The sequence below is a fragment of the Ensifer sp. 22460 genome, assembly GCF_052044935.1.
Classification (GTDB): domain Bacteria; phylum Pseudomonadota; class Alphaproteobacteria; order Rhizobiales; family Rhizobiaceae; genus Ensifer.
Map to the genome: position 1 here is coordinate 268,144 of NZ_JBQENZ010000002.1, position 26,436 is coordinate 294,579.

The 26,436-nt window shown below is 62.2% G+C and carries 25 protein-coding genes; 19 read left to right on the forward strand and 6 right to left on the reverse strand.

The genetic code is table 11. From position 1 onward, the window contains the following. Nucleotides 1–21: 21 nt before the first annotated feature. Together ACTJKM_RS03505 and ACTJKM_RS03510 are read left to right on the forward strand one after the other, a co-directional pair. A complete protein-coding gene (locus ACTJKM_RS03505) occupies nucleotides 22–768 on the forward strand; it encodes a YebC/PmpR family DNA-binding transcriptional regulator (protein WP_057254682.1) in 747 nt (248 codons plus the stop codon). Nucleotides 769–839: 71 nt separating this feature from the next. Then, on the forward strand, nucleotides 840–1,469 hold the full coding sequence (locus tag ACTJKM_RS03510; protein WP_058325890.1) for an HAD hydrolase-like protein: 630 nt from the start codon (nucleotides 840–842) through the stop codon (nucleotides 1,467–1,469). Nucleotides 1,470–1,477: 8 nt separating this feature from the next. On the opposite strand, the gene ACTJKM_RS03515 is transcribed toward ACTJKM_RS03510, so the two are convergent. Further along, a complete protein-coding gene (locus tag ACTJKM_RS03515) occupies nucleotides 1,478–2,479 on the reverse strand; it encodes an LLM class flavin-dependent oxidoreductase (RefSeq protein ID WP_057254684.1) in 1,002 nt (333 codons plus the stop codon). Between the two features lie 171 nt (nucleotides 2,480–2,650). On the opposite strand from ACTJKM_RS03515, the gene ruvC reads away from it, so the two are divergent. From ruvC to ACTJKM_RS03535, 4 genes are all read left to right on the forward strand, one after another. After that, entirely contained in the window at nucleotides 2,651–3,163 is a 513-nt protein-coding gene (gene ruvC, locus ACTJKM_RS03520) for a crossover junction endodeoxyribonuclease RuvC (protein ID WP_057254837.1), read from the forward strand. A gap of 119 nt (nucleotides 3,164–3,282) precedes the next feature. After that, the gene (ruvA, locus tag ACTJKM_RS03525; protein WP_058325889.1) at nucleotides 3,283–3,900 is read left to right on the forward strand and encodes a Holliday junction branch migration protein RuvA; all 618 of its coding nucleotides are present in this window, start codon (nucleotides 3,283–3,285) and stop codon (nucleotides 3,898–3,900) included. A gap of 95 nt (nucleotides 3,901–3,995) precedes the next feature. Further along, entirely contained in the window at nucleotides 3,996–5,036 is a 1,041-nt protein-coding gene (ruvB, locus tag ACTJKM_RS03530; RefSeq protein WP_057254686.1) for a Holliday junction branch migration DNA helicase RuvB, read from the forward strand. Further along, nucleotides 5,037–5,939, forward strand: coding sequence for a metallophosphoesterase (locus ACTJKM_RS03535; RefSeq protein WP_057254687.1), 903 nt, complete (start codon nucleotides 5,037–5,039; stop codon nucleotides 5,937–5,939). 21 nt (nucleotides 5,940–5,960) lie between these two features. Here the strand turns inward: ACTJKM_RS03535 and ACTJKM_RS03540 are convergent, their stop codons facing one another. From ACTJKM_RS03540 to ACTJKM_RS03550, 3 genes are read right to left on the reverse strand one after another with little or no spacing between them, the layout of a single operon-like run. Continuing rightward, entirely contained in the window at nucleotides 5,961–6,863 is a 903-nt protein-coding gene (locus ACTJKM_RS03540) for an NAD-dependent epimerase/dehydratase family protein (protein WP_057254688.1), read from the reverse strand. Next, nucleotides 6,860–7,720, reverse strand: coding sequence for a glycosyltransferase (locus ACTJKM_RS03545; RefSeq protein ID WP_440659919.1), 861 nt, complete (start codon nucleotides 7,718–7,720; stop codon nucleotides 6,860–6,862). The genes ACTJKM_RS03540 and ACTJKM_RS03545 overlap by 4 nt, the downstream gene beginning before the upstream one ends. Continuing rightward, complete coding sequence (locus ACTJKM_RS03550; RefSeq protein ID WP_058321039.1) at nucleotides 7,717–8,937, reverse strand: NAD-dependent epimerase/dehydratase family protein; 1,221 nt, start codon at nucleotides 8,935–8,937, stop codon at nucleotides 7,717–7,719. Before ACTJKM_RS03550 ends, ACTJKM_RS03545 begins: the two co-directional genes overlap by 4 nt. Nucleotides 8,938–9,063: 126 nt before the next feature. Here ACTJKM_RS03550 and ybgC point away from each other — a divergent pair, with 126 nt between their 5' ends. Then, nucleotides 9,064–9,549: a tol-pal system-associated acyl-CoA thioesterase gene (gene ybgC, locus ACTJKM_RS03555; RefSeq protein WP_058321040.1), complete on the forward strand. Its 486-nt coding sequence runs from the start codon at nucleotides 9,064–9,066 to the stop codon at nucleotides 9,547–9,549. On the opposite strand, the gene ligD is transcribed toward ybgC, so the two are convergent. Continuing rightward, nucleotides 9,546–11,291 carry a non-homologous end-joining DNA ligase gene (gene ligD, locus ACTJKM_RS03560; protein WP_058325887.1) on the reverse strand — a complete coding sequence of 582 codons (1,746 nt, stop codon included), beginning with the start codon at nucleotides 11,289–11,291 and terminating at the stop codon, nucleotides 9,546–9,548. The genes ybgC and ligD overlap by 4 nt on opposite strands. After that, nucleotides 11,291–11,599, reverse strand: a complete 309-nt coding sequence (locus ACTJKM_RS03565; protein WP_058321042.1) for a hypothetical protein — start codon at nucleotides 11,597–11,599, stop codon at nucleotides 11,291–11,293. The genes ligD and ACTJKM_RS03565 overlap by 1 nt, the downstream gene beginning before the upstream one ends. A 295-nt stretch (nucleotides 11,600–11,894) precedes the next feature. On the opposite strand from ACTJKM_RS03565, the gene tolQ reads away from it, so the two are divergent. The 12 genes from tolQ (at nucleotide 11,895) to ACTJKM_RS03625 (ending at nucleotide 26,350) form a co-directional block, all read left to right on the forward strand. Beyond that, the gene (gene tolQ, locus ACTJKM_RS03570) at nucleotides 11,895–12,617 is read left to right on the forward strand and encodes a protein TolQ (protein WP_057254694.1); all 723 of its coding nucleotides are present in this window, start codon (nucleotides 11,895–11,897) and stop codon (nucleotides 12,615–12,617) included. 27 nt (nucleotides 12,618–12,644) lie between these two features. Beyond that, a complete protein-coding gene (gene tolR / locus ACTJKM_RS03575) occupies nucleotides 12,645–13,097 on the forward strand; it encodes a protein TolR (protein ID WP_025424730.1) in 453 nt (150 codons plus the stop codon). 9 nt (nucleotides 13,098–13,106) lie between these two features. After that, nucleotides 13,107–14,186, forward strand: a complete 1,080-nt coding sequence (locus ACTJKM_RS03580; protein ID WP_058325885.1) for a hypothetical protein — start codon at nucleotides 13,107–13,109, stop codon at nucleotides 14,184–14,186. A gap of 79 nt (nucleotides 14,187–14,265) precedes the next feature. Beyond that, nucleotides 14,266–15,576: a Tol-Pal system beta propeller repeat protein TolB gene (gene tolB / locus ACTJKM_RS03585; RefSeq protein WP_113513243.1), complete on the forward strand. Its 1,311-nt coding sequence runs from the start codon at nucleotides 14,266–14,268 to the stop codon at nucleotides 15,574–15,576. Nucleotides 15,577–15,821: 245 nt separating this feature from the next. Beyond that, the gene (gene pal, locus ACTJKM_RS03590) at nucleotides 15,822–16,355 is read left to right on the forward strand and encodes a peptidoglycan-associated lipoprotein Pal (RefSeq protein WP_057254697.1); all 534 of its coding nucleotides are present in this window, start codon (nucleotides 15,822–15,824) and stop codon (nucleotides 16,353–16,355) included. Between the two features lie 275 nt (nucleotides 16,356–16,630). Continuing rightward, on the forward strand, nucleotides 16,631–17,668 hold the full coding sequence (gene ybgF, locus ACTJKM_RS03595; protein WP_058325883.1) for a tol-pal system protein YbgF: 1,038 nt from the start codon (nucleotides 16,631–16,633) through the stop codon (nucleotides 17,666–17,668). Beyond that, nucleotides 17,658–18,998 (forward strand): tRNA lysidine(34) synthetase TilS, encoded by a 1,341-nt coding sequence (gene tilS / locus ACTJKM_RS03600; RefSeq protein ID WP_058325882.1) that lies wholly within the window; start codon nucleotides 17,658–17,660, stop codon nucleotides 18,996–18,998. The genes ybgF and tilS overlap by 11 nt, the downstream gene beginning before the upstream one ends. A 101-nt stretch (nucleotides 18,999–19,099) precedes the next feature. After that, complete coding sequence (gene ftsH, locus ACTJKM_RS03605) at nucleotides 19,100–21,040, forward strand: ATP-dependent zinc metalloprotease FtsH (protein WP_440659920.1); 1,941 nt, start codon at nucleotides 19,100–19,102, stop codon at nucleotides 21,038–21,040. Nucleotides 21,041–21,355: 315 nt separating this feature from the next. Continuing rightward, complete coding sequence (gene glmM / locus ACTJKM_RS03610) at nucleotides 21,356–22,708, forward strand: phosphoglucosamine mutase (RefSeq protein WP_057254701.1); 1,353 nt, start codon at nucleotides 21,356–21,358, stop codon at nucleotides 22,706–22,708. Nucleotides 22,709–23,071: 363 nt separating this feature from the next. Beyond that, on the forward strand, nucleotides 23,072–23,896 hold the full coding sequence (locus ACTJKM_RS03615; protein WP_058325881.1) for an outer membrane protein: 825 nt from the start codon (nucleotides 23,072–23,074) through the stop codon (nucleotides 23,894–23,896). A gap of 186 nt (nucleotides 23,897–24,082) precedes the next feature. Next, the gene (locus ACTJKM_RS03620) at nucleotides 24,083–24,916 is read left to right on the forward strand and encodes an outer membrane protein (protein WP_058325880.1); all 834 of its coding nucleotides are present in this window, start codon (nucleotides 24,083–24,085) and stop codon (nucleotides 24,914–24,916) included. Nucleotides 24,917–25,171: 255 nt separating this feature from the next. Next, a complete protein-coding gene (locus ACTJKM_RS03625; RefSeq protein ID WP_058325879.1) occupies nucleotides 25,172–26,350 on the forward strand; it encodes a phosphoserine transaminase in 1,179 nt (392 codons plus the stop codon). The last annotated feature ends 86 nt before the right edge of the window (nucleotides 26,351–26,436 follow it).

The following is a 26,436-nucleotide window of genomic DNA, read 5'->3' on the forward strand; positions in this document are numbered from 1 at the left end:
TTCATGCATGCAGAGGGTGCCATGGCTGGCCATTCACAGTTCAAGAACATCATGCACCGCAAGGGCCGTCAGGATGCGGTGCGCTCGAAAATGTTTTCCAAGCTCGCGCGCGAAATCACGGTTGCCGCCAAGTCCGGCATGGCCGATCCGGCCATGAACGCGCGTCTGCGTCTGGCGATCCAGAACGCCAAGGCACAGTCGATGCCGAAGGACAACATCGAACGGGCGATCAAGAAGGCCTCCGGCGGCGACGCGGAAAACTACGAAGAAGTCCGCTACGAGGGCTACGGCCCGGGCGGCGTTGCCGTTATCGTCGAGGCGCTGACCGACAACCGCAACCGTACCGCCTCCAACGTGCGCTCGACCTTCACCAAGGCCGGCGGCGCGCTTGGCGAAACCGGTTCGGTTTCGTTCTCCTTCGATCGTGTCGGCGAAATCACCTACAAGCTCTCCGCCGGTGACGCCGACAAGGTGATGGAAGCGGCGATCGAGGCCGGTGCCGACGACGTGACCACCGACGAGGACGGCCACACCATCATCTGCGGTTTCGAAGCGATCGGCGACGTTTCCAAGGCGCTCGAAGACACGCTCGGCGAAGCCGAGACTGTCAATGCGATCTGGAAGGCGCAGAACACCGTGCCGGTCGATGAAGAAAAGGCGCAGTCGCTGATGAAGCTCATCGACACGCTCGAAGACGACGACGACGTCCAGAACGTCTATTCGAACTTCGAAGTGTCGGACGAGATCCTGGCGAAGCTGTCGGCCTGATCGGACGGCCTATCGTTACCGGAATATGCACCCGTGTCCGAAAGGGCACGGGTTTTTCTTTGGATGGCCCGATGACCTATGACTTCGCGATCTTCGATTTCGATGGCACGCTTGCCGACACGGCGGCGAGCTTCATGGCCGCGTGCAACAGTGCTGCACGGCGCTACGGCTTCCGCGAGCTTTCCGTCGAGGAATTCCAGTCACTGAGGACGATGGGCAATCGCGAGATCATCGCGCATCTCGGCGTGCCAATGTGGAAGCTGCCGCAGATTGCCGGCTTCATGCGCCGGGCCATGGCGTCCGAGGCCGCGTCCGTGCGGCTGTTTCCAGGTGCGGCCGATCTGCTTTTGCGATTGAAGGCGGCAGGCATCGGCATTGCGATTGTCAGTTCGAACGCGGAGGAGGGCATTCGCGCCGCGCTCGGCGACGTGGCGGCGACCGTCGATCTCTATGAGTGTGGCGCGGCGCTTTTCGGCAAGGCGCAGCACTTCAAGCGGGCGATCCGTCACTCCGGTCTTGATCCGGCGCGCGTGCTGGCGATCGGCGACGAGGCGCGCGACATCGAGGCTGCGCGCAAGGTTGGCGTGGCGGCTGGCGCCGTTTCTTGGGGCTATGCCGATCCGGACTTTCTGCAGGGGCTCGGACCGGACCGGTTCTTTTCACGCATGGACGAAATCGCCCCGGCCTTCGGAGCGATCTGATTGCGGCTTCATGCGGCCTTGACGAGTTCCTTCTGCGCGTCGGCGAAGAGGCGAAGCGAATGCAGGCGCGCCTCCATGTCGAAGATCGGCATGGAAATGATCAGTTCATCGGCCTTCGTCTGATCGAGGAAGGTTCCGATTTTCCGGCGGATCGTCTCGGGCCCGCCGACGACGGCATACATCATCGAATGGTCGACGAAGATCTTTTCGTCATAGCTCCAGAGCCCATCCATCGATTGAACCGGCGGCGGGAACTGTCCGCGCGCATTGCGCCGCAGCGCCACGAAGGATTGCTGCATCGAGGTGAAGAGATAGTTGGCCTCTTCGTCCGTATCGGCGGCGACGCCCATGACACCGACCATGACATGCGGCTTGTCGAGCGTCTCGGACGGCGTGAAGCGCTCGCGATAGATCTCCAGCGCCGAAAGCAGCATGTCTGGCGCGAAATGCGATGCGAAGGCGAAGGGAAGGCCGAGCATGCCGGCGAGGTGAGCGCTGAAATGGCTTGAGCCCAACAGCCAGATCGGCACGTTGGTATCGGCGCCCGGAACGGCGATGATCTTCTGATCCTCTGCGACAGGGCCGAGCAGGGCCTGCAGTTCCACGACGTCGTTCGGGAAGTTGTTGCCGCTTGCTTCCATGTTGCGCCGCAGCGCCTGGGCGGTGCGCATGTCGGTGCCGGGTGCGCGGCCGAGGCCGAGGTCGATGCGGCCGGGATAGAGTGCGGCCAGCGTGCCGAACTGTTCTGCGATCACCAGCGGCGAATGGTTAGGCAGCATGATGCCGCCGGAGCCGACGCGGATCGTCTTCGTGGCTGCGGCCACATGCGAGATCACCAGCGAGGTCGCCGCACTGGCAATGCCTTTCATGCCGTGATGCTCAGCGAGCCAGAAGCGCTGGTAGCCGTTTTCCTCGGCAGCCTGGGCCAGACGGCGCGAGTTTTCGAGTGATTGGGCGATGCTGCCTCCTTGCGTGATCGGGGAAAGATCGAGGACGGAGAAAGTCGCCATGGCATGGAGCCCTTTATTGAGGGAAATTGATGAAAGGCTATGTAAGCTCAATTTTCCTCAATCCAAGGGCAGTGGCGAAGAAATCCTGAAGCCCGTCTCACCTGTGCGTATGTTTTTGTTTTGTTCACTTTTTGCTGGCAGCGTCCGGGCGAGCATCATAGGGTGAATTTCATGCAGAACACGATTCGCATCATCGGCATCGATCCGGGCCTCCGCCGTACCGGCTGGGGCATCATCGAGACGCTCGGCAACTCGCTGCGCTTCGTGGCCTCCGGCACGGTGACCTCCGATGGCGAGATGGATCTCGCCTCGCGACTCTGCCAGCTGCACGACGGGCTTGCCGAGGTGGTGCACAGCTACCAGCCGCACGAGGCGGCGGTCGAACAGACCTTCGTCAACAAGGATGCAACCGCGACGCTGAAACTCGGCCAGGCGCGTGGCATTGCGATGCTTGTGCCGGCGCGCGCGGGCCTCAGGGTCGCCGAATATGCACCGAACGCGGTCAAGAAGGCTGTGATCGGCGTCGGCCACGGCGAGAAGCAGCAGATCCACATGATGATCAAGGTTCTGATGCCGAAGGTCGAATTCAAGGGCAACGATGCGGCGGACGCATTGGCCATCGCCATTTGTCATGCTCACAACCGCCAATCGGTGACAAGCCGGCTCGCCGCATTGATGGCGTAGTTGCAGCAGATCTAAAGTGTTAAAGCGACCTTAGCGAGTCTTGTAGACGCGCGGCACTGTAGACAAGAAATTTTCCGATGGTCTGAGCGACCATCCCAGCCCACCGCGAGAGACGCCATATGATCGGCAAATTGAAGGGTACCATCGACGAGATCGGCGAGGATCATGTCGTGCTCGACGTGCATGGCGTCGGCTATGTCGCCTTTTGTTCGGCGCGCACGCTGTCCAAGCTCGGATCGGCCGGCGAGGCGGCGATGCTCTTCATCGAGACCTATGTGCGCGAGGACCAGTTGAAGCTCTTCGGCTTTCTGACTGCGCTGGAGCGGGAATGGTTCCGCCTCCTGCAAAGCGTGCAGGGCGTCGGCTCGAAAGTGGCACTCGCGGTACTTTCGACCTTGACGCCGGGCGAACTGGCAAATGCAATTGCGTTGCAGGACAAGACCTCGGTCTCGCGTGCGCCGGGCGTCGGGCCCAAGGTTGCGGTTCGTATCGTCACCGAGCTCAAGAACAAGGCGCCGTCCTTTGCCGGCGAGATGGCGGCATCGATCGGCCTCAAGCAGGAACTCGGCGAAGGCGTTGCGTCCGCGCCGGTATCGGATGCCGTTTCTGCGTTGACCAATCTCGGCTATTCACGCGACCAGGCGGCCAATGCGGTGGCCGCCGCGCTGAAGAATGGCGGTGAGGGGGGCGACAGTGCCAAGCTCATTCGCCTCGGCCTCAAGGAACTGGCGCGATGATCGCTTGCCTTGGCGGGGCGCTCAAGGCAGAACGGAAGAGGGCCGGGCGCAGGTGGGTACCTGCGCCATGACGACCGACCAATTGGAACGAATGCATGACTGACGCGGCACGTCTGATAACGCCGGAAAAGCGCGGTGAAGATCTCGATGCGACGATGCGCCCGCAGTCGCTGGACGAATTCACCGGCCAGGCCGAGGCGCGCGCCAACCTGAAGATTTTCATCGAAGCGGCCAAGAACCGTGGCGAGGCGCTGGACCACGTGCTGTTCGTTGGCCCGCCCGGCCTCGGCAAGACGACACTTGCGCAGATCATGGCCAAGGAACTTGGTGTCAACTTCCGCTCGACCTCCGGTCCGGTTATCGCCAAGGCTGGCGACCTTGCGGCCTTGCTTACCAATCTCGAAGAGCGCGACGTGCTCTTCATCGACGAGATCCATCGGCTCAATCCGGCGGTCGAGGAAATTCTCTATCCGGCGATGGAAGATTTCCAGCTCGACCTGATCATCGGGGAAGGCCCGGCGGCGCGCTCGGTAAAGATCGATCTGTCGAAGTTCACGCTGGTCGCGGCGACGACCCGCCTCGGCCTCTTGACCACGCCGCTGCGTGACCGTTTCGGCATTCCCGTGCGTCTCAACTTCTACACGGTCGAGGAACTGGAATCGATCGTGCGCCGAGGTTCCCGGCTGATGGGCCTCGGCATGACAGACGATGGCGCGCGCGAGATCGCCCGCCGCGCCCGCGGTACGCCGCGTATTGCCGGCCGGCTGTTGCGGCGGGTGCGCGATTTCGCCGAAGTGGCGCGCGCCGAAGCCGTGACCAGGAAGATCGCCGACGAGGCGCTGACGCGGCTGCTGGTCGACAATATGGGGCTCGACCAGCTCGACCGCCGCTATCTCTTCATGATCGCACAGAATTTCGCCGGCGGGCCTGTCGGCATCGAAACCATCGCCGCCGGTCTCTCGGAACCGCGTGATGCGATCGAAGACATCATCGAGCCCTACCTGATCCAGCAGGGCTTCATACAGCGTACGCCGCGCGGTCGTATCTTGACCGCAAATGCCTGGAAACATATCGGCCTCAACCCGCCGAAAGAGGTCGAGGCGACGCAGTTCCGGCTGACACTCGAGGACGAATAGATGATTACCCGCCGCGGATTATTGAAAGTGATCGGCGGCGGTATCGCCAGCATGGCGGCGCTCGGCGGTTACGCCTTCGCCGTCGAGCCGTTGGCCCGGCTGAACGTGACCCGCTACACCCTGACGCCGCCCGGCTGGACGCCCGGGTTGAAGCTGCGCGTCGTCGCGCTCGCCGATATCCATGCCTGCGAGCCCTGGATGCCGGCAGGTCGCATCGCTTCGATCTGCCGTCAGGCCAACGCGCTGGGCGGCGACGTGACGGTGCTGCTCGGCGATTATGCGGCCGGCATGAACTTCGTGACCCGCTACGTGCATTCCAGCGAATGGGCGAAGGCGCTTGCGACCCTCTCGGCGCCGCTCGGCGTGCATGCCGTCATGGGCAATCACGACTGGTGGGAGGACAAGACCGCGCAGAAAAATGGCGGCGGTCCGACCTTCGGGCACAAGGCGCTGCAGGATGTCGGCATCAACGTTTACAGCAACCGGGCAATCCGGCTGGAAAAGGACGGGCAGGGCTTCTGGATCGCCGGTCTCGAAGACCAGCTTGCATTGGTGCCGGGCAAGAAGTGGCAGCGCCAGCGCATGGCGGGTCTCGACGATCTCGACGGCACGCTCGCACAGGTGAATGACGGTGATCCGGTCGTTCTGCTGGCACATGAGCCGGACATCTTCCCGAGCGTTCCCCCACGGGTCGCATTGACACTGTCGGGTCATACCCATGGCGGGCAGGTGCGGCTTCTCGGCTTCGCGCCCGTGGTGCCTTCGCGTTTCGGCGATCGCTATGCCTATGGGCACATGGTCGAGGACGACCGCAACCTGATCGTCTCCGGCGGTCTCGGCTGCTCGCTTGCACCGGTCCGTTTCGGCGTGCCGCCGGAGATCGTCGTCATCGACCTCGGTTAGCCCGGTCAGGCGTCGGGGGTTTTACGCCGACTTGCTGTCTGTGACCAACTCCCTGATCGTCGTCGCCAACAGCTCGGATCCGCCGGGTTGCCAGCCAAGCCGGCGCAACTTTTCGGTCGACATGACGAGATAGCCATCCGCTGAAGCGGCCTCCGGCAATGGGTGCCGAGACCCGGTCAGCGTCTGCACCACCGACAGGATTTGCCTGACATCGAGCAGCAGGTCCGAAACGTTGAAGACCTCACCGCGCACGGTGTCGCTATCCGCTTCCAGCATGAGCCGTACTGCGGCGCCGACGTCGTCGCCGTGAACTTCGGTGCCGATCCGAGGCTGGATCGGTTTTCCATCAAGATAGTTCGCAAACAGCTCGGCCCATTTGTGCTGCCTGCCAGGAGCGGCCGCGCCGTAAACGCCGGTGACGCGCAGGCTTGCCACGCTGAAATCCTCGGTCGCAAGCAGGCGTAGGTGATCTTCCACGGCGACCTTCACCGCGCCATAGAGCGTGTCCGGATCGGGTGCGAATGTCTCGTCGATGGGGCCTGGGCGCCTGCTGCCGTAGACGGCGCGGCTCGACAGGAAGACGCAGCGTTTGACGCCGGCAGCGCGAGCGGTCTCGAACAGGCGGATCGAGCCATCGATGTTCGCACGGCGAAAGCCCTCCGGATCATCGCCTTCACCGCCGCGATATTTGCCCTCGACATGGTCGAAGGCGGCATGAACAAAGCCGTCAATGCCATCGAACGCGGCGGACTGATCGCGATCCAGATCGAGGACGAGCGGAACGAAGGGGAGGTTGCGCGAGAAAAAGCTGTTATCGGGGGGATGGCGGCCGCTAACGATCACCTCGTAGCGATGGGCGATCAAATGCTCGACGATGAAGCGGCCGACGAAGCCGGTGCCGCCGGAGACCAGCACCCTGCTCATCGGTGCGCCGGATTGGGGAGGGAGGCGATCTCCGGAATGTCGTCCCCGGTCAGGTAGGCGAACCAGAGGTCGATCAGTGGCCGCAGGGCCCCGGCACGCGGATGGTCTTTTTCCCAGGGCTTTTCATACTGGTAGTGCAGCACGCCGATCGAGCGCCAGTCCCAGAGCGCGGGCATGTTGAACCAGACATATTGCAGCATGTTCATCGTCACCGGCAGGCCGTGCCAATCCGGGAAGAAGCTTTGTAGGAAGGTCTGGTCGGTGCGTGGCCAGAAGGCATCGGGTGCGTCGAGCCGGTCGAGCATCCTGTCGAATGTCGCCAACGACGGTTCGGCGACGAAGACGCCGGAATTCAGCCGGTGAAAGTCGGCGAGGCTTTCATAGACATTCGGGGCCGCGGAGAATTCCGGATAGGCAAACAGCCGGTCGATGTTGCGGAGCACAACCGCGTCGGCATCAATGAAGACGCAGCGGCAGTATTCGGTTAATTGCCAGAGCCTGAGCTTGCAGAAGTTGTCGAGCGGCGAGTGGAAGGCCGGTTTGCGGCCCTTGGTGAAGGGTGCCTTCTCATGCACGTTCCGGCGCTGATGACGCTCGTTGAAGGCATCGGAAAGCGGCAAGAGATCGGTCTCGATCAGGCGACAGCCGAACTCGGCCAGCGGCGCCAGTGCTTCGAGCGCTACGCCGCCCGTATGGAGCACGACGATATCCGCCTTGGTGCTCGTGAGCCGGATGGAGCGTGCGAGCGCGCGGGCACCGCGCGCATAGTCGGCATTAGTGACGAGCGTCACGAAGGCATGATCGGCCAAGGGTGGCGAGGAGGGGCGCAGCCCCTCCGAAGGGTCGTTTGATGTCATGAAACGGATTTCAGCCGCTTGCCCTCTGGGTCGTGGTTGATCAGCGGCGCGATGTCCTTGGTCCAGGCGGAGACGGCAGGCACGCGCGTTCTATCGACACGATAGGCGAATTTCTTCGCGACATCGACGATTTCCGACAGCAGCCCGTCCTGCAGCCGCGTCGGGTTGAGGCCGAGGCCTAAGAACTTCTCATTGTGCACGACGAGTTCGTTCTCGGCCGCTTCCTTGCGCGGGTTCGGCAGCCAGGCGATCTGCGATCCTGAAATCGCTGCGATCATCTCGGCGAGGTCGCGCACCCGGTGGGTCTCGGTCATCTGGTTGAATATCTCGACGCGGCTGCCGCGGGCGGGCGGGTTCTTCAGCGCCAGCTCGATGCAGCGGACAGAATCCTGGATGTGGATGAAGGCGCGCGTCTGGCCGCCGGTGCCATGTACCGTCAGCGGATATCCGATCGCCGCCTGAATGAGGAAACGGTTCAAGACGGTGCCATAGTCGCCGTCATAGTCGAAGCGGTTGATGAGCTGGGCGTGGCGGCGCGTCTGCTCGGTATGGGTGCCCCAGACGATGCCCTGGTGCAGGTCGGTAATCCTGAGGCCGTCGTTCTTGGCGTAGAACTGGAAGAGCAACTGATCCAGGCACTTGGTCATGTGGTAGATCGAGCCGGGATTGGACGGATACAGAATTTCCTGGCTGACGGTCTCGCCGCCCATCGTTTCGATACCGACAGGCAGATAGCCTTCGGGGATCGCAGCACCAATGGTCGAATAGCCATAGACGCCCATGGTGCCGAGATGCACGAGATGGGCGTCGAGCCCGAGTTCGACCAGCGCGTTCAGGAGATTGTGCGTGGCGTTGACGTTGTTGTTGACCGTGTAGTTCTTGTGGCGGTCGCTCTTCATCGAATAGGGCGCGGCACGCTGCTCGGCGAAATGCACGATCGCATCAGGGCGATGCTCGGCGAGCCAATTCTTGAGGAGTTCGTAATCGCGGGCAAGATCGATGAGATTGAAATGGATGCGCCGGCCGGTTTCTGCATGCCAGATGCGGGTACGTTCCTGGATCGAATCCATCGGCGTCAGCGATTGTACGCCGAGTTCCGTATCGATCCAGCGGCGGGAGAGATTGTCGAGGATATGGACGTCGTGGCCCGTATCGGACAGGTGAAGAGCCGTAGGCCAGCCGACGAAACCGTCGCCACCGAGAATCGCAATCTTCATGCACGTTCTCCTGATCGAGGGAAGGAAGTCCGTCACGTGATAGGATAGGATTGTGACAACGCTGCAATGCTTGCAAATGGCTTTTTGTTCCTGCACAGGAAACGGGATGTACTTGCGGAGAAAAGCATGTCCCTGATTTCGCTTGCAGGCGAACTGACCGAAAACGGCCATCGGCTGATCCAGCGCGTCTATTACGAAGACACCGATTTTTCCGGCGTCGTCTATCACGCCCGCTACCTGCACTTCATGGAGCGCGCCCGCACCGATTTCCTGCGCCTGCTCGGCGTCGAACAGGCGACGCTCGCGATCGAAGGTGACAGCGAAGGTCTGGTCTTCGTCGTCCACCGCATGGAAATCGACTTCAAGCTGCCTGCGCGTATGGACGATATCCTGACGATCACCACGGTCACGGAGAAGGCCGGCGGCGCCAAGATGGTGCTGCTGCAGGAAATCCGTCGCGGCGAGCAACTGCTGATCGCCTCCAAGGTGATCATCGCCGTCATCAACGGCCAGGGCCGGCCGCGGCGGCTGCCGGAGGCGCTAGCCTACAAGTTCCATCACGCCAAGGAGAGCGCCGGCCAGCCCGGCACGTCCTCGACAAACACGGTTTAGTCGACGTCCTCGACTCCGAGCTTGTCCAGGATCTTCCTGGTCAGGGATTGCCTGACCTTCGCCAGGTCCCGCCAGGGATCTATGCCGCTTTCAATCCGTTCGAGAATGTCGGGGATCCGGAAGCCGTTGGCGGCTTCAAGCGCGGAAAGCTCGTCCCAGCTGATGGGTGTTGCCACCGGTCCGCCGGATCGTGCTCTCGTGGAATAGGGGGCGATCGCGGTCGCGCCGCGCTCGTTCCTCAGCCAGTCGATGAAGATGCGGCCCTTGCGCTTCTCCTTCGACATGGTGGCGACGAAATTGTCCGGTTCGCGCTCGGCAAAACCCTGGGCAAAGGTCTTGGCGAAGCCCTTGGCTTCTGGCCAGGTGGCCCGCGCTACCAATGGCACGATGACATGGACGCCCTTGCCGCCCGTGACCATCGGTATCGATTTCAGCCCGATCTCGTCGAGCGCGTCGTGCAGCGCCACGGCCGCCGTCTTGACCACCGCGAAGTCGAGGCCTTCATCGGGGTCGAGGTCGAAGATCAGCCGATCGGGGGTCTCAAGCTTGTCGAAGCGCGAGCCCCAGATGTGGAACTCCAGCGTGCCCATCTGCACGGCAGCGACCACTCCTTTGGCGTCGCGCACATACATGTAGTTCTCGGTCTCGCCGGAGCTCTCCGTGACGGGAACTTCCTTGATCTCGTCCGGGAAGCCTTCACTCGCATGCTTCTGGTAAAAACGTGGTCCCTTGACGCCTTGCGGGGCGCGGACAAGCGACAGCAGATGCTCGACGGCGTATGGCAACATCCGATCCGCGACGACGGCATAGTAGCGGGCGAGATCGAGTTTGCTGATGCTCTGACCTTCGAACAGGATCCGCTCCGGATGGGTGATCCGCACGCCGAGGACCGTTTCCTCTGCTGCGCTCGAGCTATCTTTCGTGCTCGACGCCTTCGCGGCTTTCACCTGGGATTTGCCCCGGGACTTCGTTGCCGGTTTCGGCGTTTCGGGTGTCACGGCACTTGCCTCCTTGCGCTTCCGTTGCCCCTCGGAAATCGTCCTGGTCGAGAGTGTGGGCGATTTGCTCTGTTTCGTCGACGGCGGATCGACTGCGCCGGCCCTGAGGTTCTCTGATGTGCTCCTGTTGGAAGCCCAGACATGTTTCTTCCGTTCGCCTTCTCCCGCGGCGATCTCGTCCATGGTCCGGCCGGTGGTGACGCTCGTCTGATGATCCTCCAAGAGAATTTCGCCATCTTCGGTGGCGATGTCGTCACCCTCCTTGATGAGCAGCCAGTTTTCGCGCTTCTCGCCCGGACGTGGCCGCATGCGGACCAGCGCCCAACTACCTTGCAGGCGCTCACCGTGCAGATGAAACGTCAGCTTGCCTTCGCGCAATCCTTCATCCGGATCGTTTTCCGGCTCCCACCAGCCGGTGTCCCACAACATGACGGTGCCGCCGCCGTATTGCTTCTCGGGGATCGTTCCTTCGAAGTCGCCGTAGGCAAGCGGATGGTCTTCAGTTCGAACGGCGAGACGTTTGTCCTGCGGGTTGAGGCTGGGCCCGCGGGTGACGGCCCAGCTTTTCAGCACGCCGTCCCATTCCAGGCGGAAATCGTAATGCAGGCGCGTCGCGTCATGTTCCTGCACCAGGAAGCGCTTGCGGTTCGACCGGCTGCGGCTGCGGCTGCCTTTGGGCTCGCGGGTCTCCTTGAAATCGCGGCGCTTGTTGTATTCGGCGAGCGGATCACGGCGTGCAGCCATTACCCGCCTCCACTCAATCGTCGGAGGGTTGGCGTCCCATCAGGGGATTCAGCCGGTCGGGTCTCGTGGGCGAGGGCCCGTTCGATGTGGGCGATATCCTCGCTTGTGACAACCGGAACTGGATCGGAGATGATTGCCTGAAGGACATCGGACGACAGAACGCCGTGGGCAAGCGCGTCCTCCAACGCCGCGCGGGTTTCGCGCTCGGCCTTGAGTTGGGCGTAAAGCGCCAGGATCAGCCGGTCCCGTGGATCAAAATGCGGTGAGGAGGGCCGTTTGTCGCGCTGTCGTGTCGTCTGCTGAGCCATGGCGAAGAAACGTGCCCGGCGAACGTAAGTTCCGGCGGCCAGGTGATACTGCAAAGACACAGTTCGGTAACGGTTGCTTAACCATAATGGTGTCTTAATCACTGCATCAGGATTTGTGCAGTGCACGTCATCCTTTGACCAAAATTGACGGCAAGAAGGCAACCTAAGGCTAATAAAGGTCGCGATGGTGCGATCTACGGCGGTGCCGGGCATTCTTGCAAACAGGACGTTTGGGCTACCCGGTCACGAGCATGAGCAGCTCTTGCCGGGTGTTTGGATTCGGGGACTGAAGACGATGGAACAGGTTGGATTGGCCGCTGCGACGCACGATGTGACCCTCTGGTCGCTGTTCATGCAGGCGGGCTTTGTCGTGAAGCTGGTCATGCTGGGGCTGATTGCCGCCTCGGTCTGGACCTGGGCGATCGTCGTCGACAAGACGCTGAACTACGGCCGTGTGCGCCGTCAGCTCGATAGCTTCGAGCAGGTGTTCTGGTCCGGACAGTCGCTGGAAGAGCTCTACCGCACGCTTGCCGACCGGCAGACCGCCGGCATGGGGGCGATCTTCGTTTCCGCCATGCGCGAATGGAAGAAGAGCTTCGAACGCGGCGCCCGCTCGCCGATCGGCCTGCAGATGCGTATCGACCGCGCCATGGACGTGACGCTTTCACGGGAATCGGAATCGCTCGAAGCCCGCCTCGGCTCGCTCGCGACGATCGGTTCGGCCGCACCCTTCATCGGCCTCTTCGGTACGGTCGTCGGTATCATGACCTCGTTCCAGGCGATCGCCGGTTCGAAGTCGACCAACCTTGCGGTCGTGGCGCCCGGTATCGCCGAAGCGCTGCTCGCCACCGCAATCGGCCTTCTCGCCGCTATCCCGGCGGTTATCGCCTACAACAAGTTTTCGGCCGACGCCGGCAAGCTCTCGGCGCGCATGGAAGCTTTTGCCGACGAGTTCTCCGCCATCCTGTCGCGGCAGATCGACGAGAAGCTGCAGAGCCCGCGTCAGGCCGCGCAATAATCGCCAGAGAGCACGGAGACCACGCTGATGGGTATGTCGGTTGGCGGAGCCAAAGGTTCGGGCGGCGGTCGTCGTCGCCGCGGCGGCAAGAAAGCGATCATGAGCGAAATCAACGTCACGCCCTTCGTGGACGTGATGCTGGTGCTGCTCATCATCTTCATGGTGGCAGCACCGATGATGACGGTCGGCGTGCCGATCGACCTGCCGGAAACGCAGGCCAAGGCGCTCAACTCCGATACGCAGCCGATCACCGTTTCGGTCAATCCGGCCGGCGAGATCTTCCTGCAGGAAACGCCGATCGCGATCGAAGAGGTCGTGCCGAAGCTCGAGGCGATTGCCACCACCGGTTACAACGAACGCATCTATGTTCGTGGCGACACCAATGCCGACTACGGCACGGTGATGAAGGTCATGGCACGCATCTCGGCGGCCGGGTTCAAGAACCTCGGCCTCGTGACGCTGCAAGAACAGGAAAAGTGATCGTCCACGATGAAGGGCAGTCTCGCTACATCTGCTGTCCTCCACGCCATGGTCTTGACCTGGGCGCTGGTGTCGCTTGGCAGCCCGGCTGACTTCCAGGTCGCCGACGTCGAGGCTCTGCCTGTCGACATCGTTCCCTATTCGGAAATGACGCAGGTCCAGCAGGGCGACAAGAAGGCACCGAAGAAGGAGACGTCTTCGCCGGTGCCGACCAAGCGTCCGGAAACGAACCAGCCCGCCGAAAACGTCGGCGACAACGACACGGACCTGAAGACGCCGCCGACGCCGAACGCCAAGCCGTCGAAGAGCGAAGCCACGGCCTCTCCGGAAAAGAACGAAAAGCCCGAGCCGACGCCCGATCCGGTCGAGCAGGAAATCAAGAAGGTCGAGGAGAGCAAGCCCGCCTCCGAACCGGCGACCGAAGTGGCGGCGCTGCCTGAACCGAAACAGGAAGTGAAGCCGGAAACGAAGCCGGATCCGGCGCCCGCCGAAGAAAAGCCGGCCGAGAACCCGGAAGCAGAAGCCTTGCCTGAGAAGGTGCCGACGCCGGCTGCAAAGCCGAAGGTCGAGAAGCCGGCCCAGAGCGCAAAGACGCCCGAGCGCAAGGACGAGCAGACGCCGAAGGAACAGAAGAAGCAGGCCTCCACCGAGGAAAGCAAGTTCAACGCCGACGAGATTGCAGCCCTTCTCAACCGGCAGGATCCGTCCGCCGGTGGCAAAAAGCGCTCGACGCAAGAGGCGGCGCTCGGCGGCAAGAAGACCGTCGGCGTGGGCCTCAGCGCCAACGAGATCGACGGCGTGAAGGGCCAGATCCAGAGCAATTGGGCGCTGACCGCCGGCTTGACTGGTGTCGCGGAGGTTCGCGTCACGATCCGCGTACAGCTGGATCCGGCCGGCAACATCGTCGGCGAGCCTGAGGTCACTGCAACTGGCGGGCCTGAGGGTACGCGCCGCGCTGTTGAAAGCAGCACCATGCGCGCGCTCCGTCGCTCAGCTCCGCTACAAAACCTGCCGCCCGAAAAATATGAAGGCGAAAAAGGATGGAATACCCTCGTGCTGAATTTCGACCCCTCGGAATTCGCGCTTTAACGCTGCCGGGATTGGAACCCATGCCGGATAGCAAACCAACCCTGCAAACCCTTCATACTAAGCTGAAAGGCTTGTCTCTATGATCAAGGTCTCTCTTTTCCGTGCCCTGATGGTGGCTGCGGGCATGTTGGTCGCCGTCGTGGCGGCAGCGCCCGCAAACGCGGAAGTTGTCATCGACATCAACAAGGGCAAGGTCGAGCCCCTGCCGATCGCGGTTACCGACTTCCTTCAGGGTGAACTCGGCCAGAAGATCTCCGACGTTGTCGCAGCCGACCTCAAGCGGTCCGGCCTATTCGCACCGATCAACAAGGGCGCCTTCATCGAGAAGATCAGCAATCCTGACGCCACGCCGCGCTTCGAGGACTGGAAGGTCATCAATGCGCAGGCGCTTGTCACCGGCCGCGTGACGCAGGAAGGTGACGGCAGGCTGAAGGCCGAGTTCCGCCTGTGGGATACGTTCGGTAGCAAGCAGATGACCGGCCAGCAGTTCTTCACCCAGCCGGAAAACTGGCGCCGCGTCGCCCACATCATCGCCGACGCCATCTATGAGAGCGTCACCGGTGAAAAGGGCTATTTCGACACGCGCATCGTCTATGTCGCCGAAAGCGGCCCGAAGACGGCGCGCAAGCGTCAGCTGGCGATCATGGACCAGGACGGTTTCAATGCCCGCGCTCTCACCAATTCCAACGACATCGTTCTGACGCCGCGCTTCTCGCCGAACCGCCAGGAAGTCACCTACATGTCGTTCGAAAACCAGCAGCCGCGCGTCTACCTGCTGCAGCTCGAGACCGGACAGCGTGAAGTCGTCGGCAACTTCCCCGGCATGACGTTTTCGCCGCGCTTCTCGCCTGATGGCCAGCGCGTGATCATGAGCCTTCAGCAGGACAGCAACGCCAACATCTATACGATGGACCTGCGCTCGCGCACGACGACACGCCTAACCAACACGGCCGCGATCGACACGGCACCGTCCTATTCGCCTGACGGCAGCCAGATCGCTTTTGAGAGCGATCGTGGCGGCGGCCAGCAGATCTACGTGATGGGTGCCGACGGCTCGGGCCAGCGCCGTATCTCCTTCGGAGACGGTCGCTATTCGACGCCGGTCTGGTCGCCGCGCGGGGACCTCATCGCCTTCACCAAGCAGTCGGGCGGCAAGTTCTCGATCGGCGTGATGAAGCCCGACGGTTCGGGCGAACGCATCCTGACCACCGGCTTCCACAACGAGGGGCCGACCTGGGCGCCGAACGGCCGCGTGCTGATGTTCTTCCGTCAGGGCGCCGGTGCCGGCGGACCGCAGCTCTATTCGATCGATATTTCCGGCTACAACGAGCAGCCGATCCAGACGCAGGGCTTCGCATCCGACCCGGCCTGGTCGCCGCTGCTTGAGTAGATCACGGTGAGGAGCGGGATGCGGGCGGAAAACCGCACACACTTTTCCTCATCCCGCTCCGGTCTGACCCGTTTTGCTGCGGGAAAATGTGGCAGCGATGCCGCTTTCTCGCCGCAAAGTGCTGGTCTAGCAGGCGCCGAGCTAAAATTATCGATTTGTTAACCATAACTGTTGAAAAGCGATTAACCGCTTCCGGTTACAGTCTGGCAACCGTGAATTCAGACACTTCCCAAGGAGACCGGCGCATGAGCCGAATTGACACCCCGGCCGTAGGCCGCATGCAGACCATCGCTCGCAACCCGGTCATGATCGCCCTGGTCATGACGCTTGCTATCGCTGGCTGTGCATCGAAGAAGAACATGCCGAACAATGCCAACGAGCTCGGCCTCGGCGGCGCGGGCGCCGCAACGCCGGGTTCGCAGCAGGACTTCACCGTCAATGTCGGCGACCGCATCTTCTTCGACACCGACTCCACCTCGATCCGTGCCGACGCGCAGCAGACGCTCGCCCGCCAGGCTCAGTGGCTCGCCAAGTACCCGAACTACGCAATCACGATCGAAGGCCATGCCGACGAACGCGGCACGCGCGAATACAACCTTGCGCTCGGCGCCCGCCGTGCGGCCTCCACGCGCGACTACCTCGTCAGCCAGGGTGTTCCGGCAAACCGCATGAAGACGATCTCCTACGGCAAGGAAAAGCCGGTTGCCGTCTGCGACGACATCTCGTGCTGGTCGCAGAACCGCCGCGCGGTTACCGTCCTCGGTGGCGCTGGCATGTAATCTCACGGCCGAGCCTGGCTCGGTCGGGTAGCATGACGTGTTCGGGGGAATGCCCGTGTTCCAGGGAACACACCGTGTTCCTAAGATCACAGACTTCTAAATTAAAAGGGCGGCTCTCAGCCGCCCTTTGCTTTTTTACCACACTTTGGCCGAACTCCGTTGCTTTTTCAGGGCAATTGGAAAACTGTGCGGCAATCACCCAGTTGACTCGGCGAGATGTATTGCGGGCCCCTGGTCAAGGGTGGGACAACCGGTATTCGAACAGGACAAATGAAATGAAGAAATTTGTCGTGGCGGGGCTGATCGGTCTTGCGGCCCTTGCGGGCCTGGGCCAGACGGCGAACGCCATGCCGCTTTCAGGGCTGCTGGCCCGAACGACTGAAACTCAAGCCGGCGCGCAGAACCTGCCCGTGGTGAAGGTGCAGTCGGCCGAGACCGCACGGCTTGGCCAGCTTGAGGAACAGATCCGCTCGCTCAACGGGCGTATCGAGGAAATGAGCTTCCAGCTGCTGCAGATGCAAGAGCAGATCCGGAAGTTCCAGGAGGACAACGAGTTCCGCTTCCAGGACCTGGAAAGCGGCAAGGCCTCCCCGAAGAAGAGCGGCGCATTGCAGACGCCGAAGACCAGCGATCAGGCGTCCGTCACCCCCGGGGTGACGGATAGCCAGACGATGGCACCGGCAGGCGGCGGCAGCGACATGGCTGCCGCCGGTCTTCCTCCGGCTGGTAGCCAGGGTTCCAATGGCGCGGCTGCGCCGACCACGCTTGGCCAGATCGTCTTCGACCAGAGCGGCAATCCGGTTTCGGCGACGACCGATGCTCAGCCTGGCGCGAACGCAACGCCTCCGGGTGTCGAAGCCGGTGCGGGCCTGCCCGCCGACGATGGTGGCCTGAACGCTAACCCGGGCAATCAGCAGACCGCCTCGCTCGACAATCCCGGCGATCTCTACCAGTCGGCCTACGGCCACGTTCTCTCCGGTGACTACAGCATGGCGGAACAGGAATTCGGCGACTATCTGGCCGCGTTCCCGCAGGGCGACAAGGCGGCCGATGCCAGCTTCTGGCTGGGCGAGGCGCAATATTCGCAGGGCAAATACAGTGACGCGGCCAAGACCTTCCTGAACGCGCACCAGGCCCACGGCAAGTCGCCGAAGGCGCCGGAGATGCTGCTGAAGCTCGGCATGTCGCTCGGTGCGCTCGACAACAAGGAAACGGCCTGCGCCACGCTGCGCGAGGTCAACAAGCGCTACCCGAAGGCTTCGCCGGCGGTAAAGGCAAAGGTGACGAGCGAGCAGAGCCGTTTTGGCTGCTGAGGCCCACCCGCCACTGGCCGTTGTCGAAACGGCAAAACGATTTCTTGCCTCCTTCGATAGACCAGCACGTATTCTCGTGGCCGTCTCCGGCGGCAGCGACTCGAAAGGACTGCTTCTCGCTCTCAACGAGGCGATCGAGGCAACCAAGCCCACACAGTTTTCCCTGGCCGCCTGCACGGTCGATCATGCGCTGAGGCCGGAATCGGCCGAAGAGGCGCGCGGTGTTGCGGCGTTCTGCGAGAGCCTGGGCGTACCGCATATCATCACCCGATGGGACGGGCCAAAGCCCAAGACCGGCATTCAGGCAGCGGCGCGCGAGGCGCGCTATGCATTGCTGGCCGACGCTGCGCAGCGCTTCGAAGCGTCCTCAATCGTCACCGGTCACACGCTCGACGACCAGCGAGAGACGATCCTGATGCGCGCACAGCGCGGGGAGGGACCCGGTGCCGCGGGCATGGCGGAGGCCACGCTCTATGACCGGCGCATCTGGGTGCTGCGACCGTTCCTCGCGGTCGACCGCACAGCCATTCGCGCCTTTCTCACCGACCGCAAAGTCGGCTGGTTCGATGATCCGAGCAACCTGAACACGCGCTTCGAGCGGGTACGTGCGCGGGCCGCGTTGGCATCTTCGCTGGAGACCGGTGCCGGCGCCTGGGACGCCCGGTCCCGGGCGCGATCGTCGGCAGCTGCCGCCGCCCTGCTCGAACGGGACGTGCGGGTGCATGCGGGGTTGGTCGCGGAAATCCCTTCGTCGATGGCCGGCCAATGCCGCGACATCGATTGGCAACGGGCGCTGCTTGCGCTGGCGACCGTCCTCGGCGGCCGTGCACATCTGCCTGCGGCCGTGACCGTGGAACGGCTGGTAGATTTCCTGGAGCAAGGGACACCGGGCCGGCTGACCGCGGGACGCGTCGTCTTCGACCGGCGCTCGACCGGGCTCTATCTCTATCGCGAGGCGCGCGGTATCGAGGATCTGACGGTGCAGGCTGGGCAAACCGGCGTCTGGGATGACCGCTTTCTGATCCGCAATGCTGGCGACGGTCCTCTTGCGCTGACCGTGGAAGGTGGTCACGGACCACAACAACAGAGACTTATTGCCGCAGGCCTGCCACCGGGCGTTGCCGGTCGTGTGTCGTTGTCGGCGCCCCGCATCGTGTCCGACGACGTCAAAAATGTCGCATCTGCCACAATCGAACCGAGGATCGGCCTCTACGACACCTTTTTGCCGAGTTTCGACAGGATCATGGCGGACAGGATCGCGGGATTGTTCGGACGAGAGCGTTATCTTCCGCCACCGGTTCACGATCTATTGACAGAAATGGAACGGTAGAAGCCGGTTTGCCTTGGCAATGCGTCGCCAGAACCCTATGTTAGGGAGCAAGACAGCGGCCCGGCGAAATGCGCGGGCCGTGACAGGTTCCGGGGAGTTCGATGAACCCTAATTTTCGTAATCTTGCCCTTTGGGCAATCATAGCGCTTCTGCTGATCGCGTTGTTCAGCATGTTCCAGCAGCCGACGGAGCGCACCGGCTCGCGCGAGATTCCGTTCTCGCAATTCCTCAAGGACGTGGATGCGAGCCGCGTCAAGGAAGTCGTGATCACCGGCTCGAAAGTGATCGGCAGCTATTCTGAAAGCGGCGCAACGTTCCAGACCTATGCGCCATCCGTCGATACGGCGCTCACCGAGCGCCTTGAAGCCAAGGACGTGACGGTCACGGTTCGCCCGGAAACCGACGGCTCGTCCAGCTTCCTGAGCTACATCGGCACGCTTCTTCCGATGCTTCTGATCCTCGGCGTCTGGCTGTTCTTCATGCGCCAGATGCAGGGCGGGTCGCGCGGCGCCATGGGCTTTGGCAAGTCCAAGGCCAAGCTTCTGACCGAAGCGCATGGCCGCGTCACCTTTGACGACGTTGCCGGCGTAGACGAAGCCAAGCAGGATCTGGAAGAAATCGTCGAATTCCTGCGCGATCCGCAGAAGTTCCAGCGCCTCGGCGGACGCATTCCGCGCGGCGTGCTGCTCGTCGGCCCTCCCGGTACCGGTAAGACGCTGCTTGCCCGCTCCGTCGCAGGCGAAGCCAACGTGCCGTTCTTCACGATCTCCGGTTCCGACTTCGTCGAAATGTTCGTCGGTGTCGGCGCCAGCCGTGTGCGCGACATGTTCGAGCAGGCAAAGAAGAATGCGCCCTGCATCATCTTCATCGACGAAATCGACGCTGTCGGTCGCCATCGTGGCGCCGGTCTCGGCGGCGGCAATGACGAGCGCGAACAGACGCTCAACCAGTTGCTGGTCGAAATGGACGGCTTCGAGGCAAACGAAGGCATCATCCTGATCGCGGCGACCAACCGTCCTGATGTTCTCGATCCGGCACTGCTGCGTCCGGGCCGTTTCGACCGCCAGGTCGTCGTGCCGAACCCGGATATCAACGGCCGCGAACGCATCCTCAAGGTGCATGTGCGCAACGTGCCGCTGGCGCCGAACGTCGACCTCAAGGTGCTTGCACGCGGTACGCCCGGCTTCTCCGGTGCTGACCTCATGAACCTCGTCAACGAGGCGGCGCTGATGGCCGCCCGCCGAAACAAGCGTCTTGTCACCATGCTCGAATTCGAGGATGCCAAGGACAAGATCATGATGGGTGCGGAGCGTCGCTCGTCGGCCATGACCGAAGCCGAGAAGAAGCTGACCGCCTATCACGAAGCCGGTCACGCGATCCTGGCGCTCAACGTTCCCTCGGCCGATCCGCTGCACAAGGCGACGATCATTCCGCGTGGACGGGCGCTTGGCATGGTCATGCAGCTGCCGGAAGGCGACCGCTATTCGATGAGCTACAAGTGGATGGTCTCGCGCCTTGCCATCATGATGGGCGGACGCGTTGCCGAGGAACTGACCTTCGGCAAGGAGAACATCACCTCGGGCGCATCGTCGGATATCGAGCAGGCAACCAAGCTTGCCCGTGCGATGGTGACGCAGTGGGGCTTCTCCGACCAGCTCGGCCAGGTTTCCTATGGTGAGAACCAGCAGGAAGTCTTCCTTGGCCACTCCGTTGCCCAGCAGAAGAACGTTTCTGAGGCGACCGCGCAGAAGATCGACAACGAAATCCGTCGTCTGATCGATGAGGCCTACGAGACCGCCCGCAAGATCCTCACCGAGAAGAACCACGAATTCGTGGCGCTGGCGGAAGGGCTGCTGGAATACGAAACCTTGACGGGCGAAGAGATCAAGGCGCTGATCCGCGGCGAAAAGCCGGCGCGCGACCTTGGCGACGACACGCCGCCGCATCGCGGCTCGGCCGTTCCTTCGGCAGGTTCCAAGAAGGAAGGTCCGGCGGGCAAGGGCGAAGAATCCGAAGGTGGGTTCGAGCCACAGCCGCAATAATTGCCACGGTTGGCAGTATATCCGAGCCGCCGCTCCTCAAGTGGAGCGGCGGCTTTTCGTTGCCACGCGGCCTCTGGCATTTGGTAACGGGATGTAACGATTTCTGATGTTAGGCTCGCTGCCGTTTGCTGCGCTTTTGTGTCAAAGAAGACATGACGTGTTTGCGATGGCTGTCCTTGAACGGAATGCTGATCGCCAGGCAGACGGCATCCAAGAAGTATGAATGAGGTCCGGTCAATGAAACCCAGTCGCGGAAAACGCAGACAGGCGGAGGTGGCCAAGCCAGCCCTGACCCGGCAGAACGATGGAGTTCTTATGAAGCGAAAGTATTTCGGCACCGACGGTATCCGCGGCCAGTCCAACTTGTTTCCGATGACACCGGATCTGGCGATGCGGGTCGGCATTGCGGTCGGTACGATCTTTCGCAACGGCGCTCACCGCCACCGCGTGGTGATCGGCAAGGATACGCGCCTTTCGGGCTATATGCTCGAGAACGCCATGGTGGCGGGCTTTACGGCCGCTGGTCTTGACGTCTTCCTGCTCGGGCCGATTCCGACGCCGGGTGTTGCCATGCTCACTCGCTCGCTGCGGGCCGATATCGGCGTGATGATCTCTGCCTCGCACAATCCCTTCCAGGACAACGGCATCAAGCTTTTCGGCCCAGACGGCTACAAGCTTTCCGACGATATCGAAGCGAAGATCGAAGCGTTGCTCGACCAGGACCTCTCGGGGCAGCTGGCGAAGTCGGAAGACATCGGTCGCGCGAAGCGCGTCGATGGCGACATCTATCGCTATCTGGAACATGCCAAGCGCACCTTGCCGCGCGACGTCACGCTTCAAGGTCTCAGGATCGCCGTCGACTGCGCCAATGGTGCAGCCTACAAGGTGGCGCCGACGGCGCTTTGGGAGCTTGGTGCGGAAGTCGTCACCATCGGCACCGAACCGAACGGTCTCAACATTAATCTCGATTGCGGCTCCACCCATCCCGCCACATTGTCGAAAAAGGTCCACGAAGTGCGCGCCGACATCGGCATTGCGCTCGATGGTGATGCCGACCGTGTGCTGATCGTCGATGAGAACGGCACAGTCATCGATGGCGACCAGCTGATGGCGGTGATCGCCGACAGCTGGGCCGAAGACGGCATGCTGCGCGGGGGTGCTGTTGCCGCCACCGTCATGTCAAACCTCGGCCTCGAGCGCTATCTCAAGGGACGCGGCATCGATCTGCGGCGCACGAAGGTCGGCGACCGTTATGTCGTCGAGCAGATGCGCCAGGACGGCCTGAACGTCGGCGGCGAACAGTCCGGCCATATCGTACTCTCCGATTTTGGCACAACCGGTGATGGCCTTGTCGCTGCTCTGCAGATCCTCGCGGTGATCAAGCGCCAGGGCAAGACGGTGAGCGAGGTGTGCCACCGCTTCGAGCCGGTGCCGCAGGTGCTGAAGAACGTTCGTGTTTCCGCCGGCAAGCCGCTCGAAGACGCCACTGTGCGCCAGGCGATCGCCGATGCCGAAGCGGAGCTCGCCAAGTCCGGCCGCCTGCTGATCCGGCCCTCCGGCACCGAGCCGCTCATTCGCGTGATGGCGGAAGGCGACGATCGTGGCCAGGTCGAGCGCATCGTCGACGAGCTGATCAATGTCATCGGCAGCGTTCGCAACGCCGCCTGAGACACCCAGCGACTGATTTCCCTCCAGGGCCGGTGCGACGCATCGGCCTCTTTTTTTGTCCTGCTGTGGCTTGAAAGCGGTGCCCGGGACGAGATCGTTCCATCCTTGGAATTCCGATCTGAAAGCGTTGCTGGCTTTTAGAGCGCGTTGTCCTGACGATTATTTAGCTGCACCTTATGGGAACAGTAGGCTGACAGTAAAGCGGAACAGCAACCGCAAGAATAGGCTGCTTTCTTAACAATCGCTGTAAACGTTTGTAGTTAATCGGAACTTAACCTTTCCTCCTCATTATCCATAACCAACATCGGGATTTGGGCACCGGTTTCATGGTGAACCAAGCAACGGAATGTATTGGAGTGGGCCATGAAGAGAATTTTGAGTGGCGTTGTTGCTGTGTTGCTCAGCGGCACGGCGGCTTTTGCTGCGGATGTCTACCAACCGCCTATGGAGCCGGTGCCGGAGCAGCCCGTCGAGGTCATCCAGACCAGCGGCTGGTACCTGCGCGGCGACGTCGGTTACGCCTGGAACCATCTGCGCGGCGCAAATTTCTACCAGGGTGGGCCGAGCGGCTCGATCGCGGATTTCGATTCCGCTGATATCGATGATTCCTGGGTAATCGGCGGCGGTGTCGGTTATCAGTTCAACAATTACCTGCGCGCCGACATCACGGCCGACTACTGGGGCAATGGCGACTTCACCGGCTCGACCAGCGGCGGCTGCGGGACGGTTGCAGGCCCTTGCGTGTCGCGTGACATAAGCTCGGTTTCCGCCTGGAGTCTCATGGCCAACGCCTATGTGGACATCGGCACCTACGGCGCCTTCACCCCTTATGTCGGTGCCGGTGTCGGTGCGACGCGCGTGAGTTGGGACGGACTCCGGAACACCAGCTGCAGTGTCAGCGATCCGACAGCCTGCGACCCGACGACCAATCATGGCGGCAAGGACAGCTGGCGCTTCACCTACGCCCTCATGGCCGGCACCGCGATCGACCTGACCTGCAACCTGAAGGCCGACATCGGCTATCGCTTCCGCCAGGTCGATGATGGCGACATGTTCGGCTACGCCAACGGTGGCGGTCCGGGCTTCGATGATGGCTTCTACATCCACGAGGCGCGCGCCGGTCTGCGCTACTCCTTCGGCAATGTCTGCGAAGTGCCTTACGAGCCGCCGCCGGTCGTCTACAAGTAATCGGAAAGTATCCGACACGTACCAAGGCCACCTTCGGGTGGCCTTTTTCGTTGCCGCAAATCTTTGCCGTTTCCTAACAGGCATGGTTAACCGCGGGTTAACCAGTCGCTGCAATAGTTAACGCTGAACGAAGCGGCGACGGCATGGCTCCATCCCGCACGGATAGCAGCGGTGAAAGGGCATGGCATGGATTGGCGAAACGGGTTCTGCGGAGCCGCTTTTGGTGCCGGCCTGCTTCTCTCTGGCGCTGCGCTGGCGGCCGACGAGGATCTCCTGAATGCCCCGGAGATCACCATCGAGAAAGAAACTGTCGGCACAAGCGCGATCTACGTGCGCGGAGATATCGGCTATGCGCCCTGGCGCGGCGAAGGCGATCCCTATTACCGGACCTTCGATGCGGGGACGCTGACCTATGACAGCGTCTCCTTCGACAATGCCCGCTTTGACAAGCCCTTCTCCGGTTCGCTTGGTGTCGGTTACCAGTTCACCGATACGTTCCGCGCCGATCTGACGGCCGACTATTTCGAGGGTCGGTTCAGCGGGTCGTCCTCGTCTGCTAGTCCTTGCGTCGGGCAAGGGGCGGGCACGTCCTGCGCCTTCTCGACCGGAGCCGATTACTCGGCCCTTGGACTGATGGCGAACGCCTATGTGGATTTCGGTACGCTTGCCGGCTTCACGCCCTATGTCGGCGGCGGCATCGGCGCGACGCGCCTCAACTGGGACACGGCTATCGAACGCGCCACTTGTGTGGCCGGCGGCGGTGCTTGTGGCGGTTCGCCCACCTCGACCTCCTACGAGGGGCGCGACAGTTGGCGCTTCACCTATGCGCTGATGGCGGGTGTCTCCTATGACCTTAGCGAGCAGCTGAAGCTCGATGTCGGCTATCGCTATTCCCATATCGCCGATGGCGAGATGTTCGGCTTCGGCGCCGAAGCGCTGGTGGGTGCTGCCGGCGACAAGGGCTTCGACGACGGACTGTCCCGTCACGAGATCCGCGCCGGCCTGCGCTTCTCCTTCTAACGCCTTGAAGCGCCACAGTTTCGGCGACAACCGGGTCATATCGTTCCGCCGATCGCCTCAGCCTATTGCCAGGACGAAAGTGCCGGCCGGCAACAATCGGTCGGCACACATCGTTCTGCTTTTGCAGATCTTGCCCGTGGCGCCATAAATTTTCTCGATTGCGACAAAGCGCTTGACTTCCGGTCCCGTCCACAATATCGACGACGGCGGGACACCCTTCCCCAACGAAGGGCTATCTATCTGGAAGGATAGCACATGGCAAAGCCTGCACAGCCGGACCTCCGTCCGAACAATACCCATTTCTCTTCTGGCCCTTGCTCGAAGCGCCCCGGTTGGTCGCTCGACGCTCTCTCCGATGCTCCGCTCGGTCGTTCGCACCGCGCCAAGATCGGCAAGACGAAGCTGAAGCAGGCCATCGATCTTACCCGTGACATTCTTGAAGTGCCGGCCGATTATCGCATCGGTATCGTGCCCGCTTCCGATACCGGCGCCGTCGAAATGGCGCTGTGGTCGCTGCTCGGTCAGCGTGGCGTCGACATGGTCGCCTGGGAAAGCTTTGGCGCCGGCTGGGTGACCGATGTGGTCAAGCAGCTGAAGCTTGCCGACGTGCGCAAGTTCGAAGCCGGCTACGGCGAACTGCCTGATCTTGCCAAGGTCGATTTCGACCGCGACGTGGTCTTCACCTGGAACGGTACGACCTCCGGCGTGCGCGTCCCGAACGCCGACTTCATCCCGGCCGACCGCAAGGGTCTGACGATCTGCGACGCGACCTCTGCCGCTTTCGCGCAGAATCTCGATTTCGCCAAGCTCGACGTCGTCACCTTCTCCTGGCAGAAGGTTCTCGGCGGTGAGGGCGCACACGGCGTCATCATCCTGTCGCCGCGTGCCGTCGAGCGTCTCTTGACCTACGTTCCGGCCTGGCCGTTGCCGAAGATCTTCCGCATGACCTCGGGCGGCAAGCTGATCGAGGGCATCTTCACCGGCGAGACGATCAACACGCCGTCGATGCTCTGCGTCGAGGACTATATCGATGCGCTCCTCTGGGCGCAGCAGGTCGGCGGGCTCAAGGGCCTGATGGCCCGCGCAGATGCCAACGCGCAAGCGATCTTCGACTTCGTCGCCGCCAATGACTGGATCGCCAACCTGGCGGTCAAGGACGAGACCCGCTCCAACACCTCGGTCTGCCTGAAGATCGTCGACAAGGACGTATTGGCGCTCGACGCCGACGGACAGGCGGCCTTCGCCAAGGGCGTGGTTGCGCTTCTCGAAAAGGAAGGCGTCGCCTTCGACATCGGCCACTATCGCGATGCGCCGTCGGGCCTTCGCATCTGGGCGGGTGCCACGATCGAGACCGCCGACATGAAAGCGTTGATGCCGTGGCTGACCTGGGCCTTCGAGACCCAGAAGGCAACACTGACGCAGGCCGCGGCCTGATCAGACAAGGGGTGAGGAACAATGGACTTCGCCCGCATCTCACACTGATTTGAGTGATCCGCTTCGCTCCTCATGGGAGCGAGGCT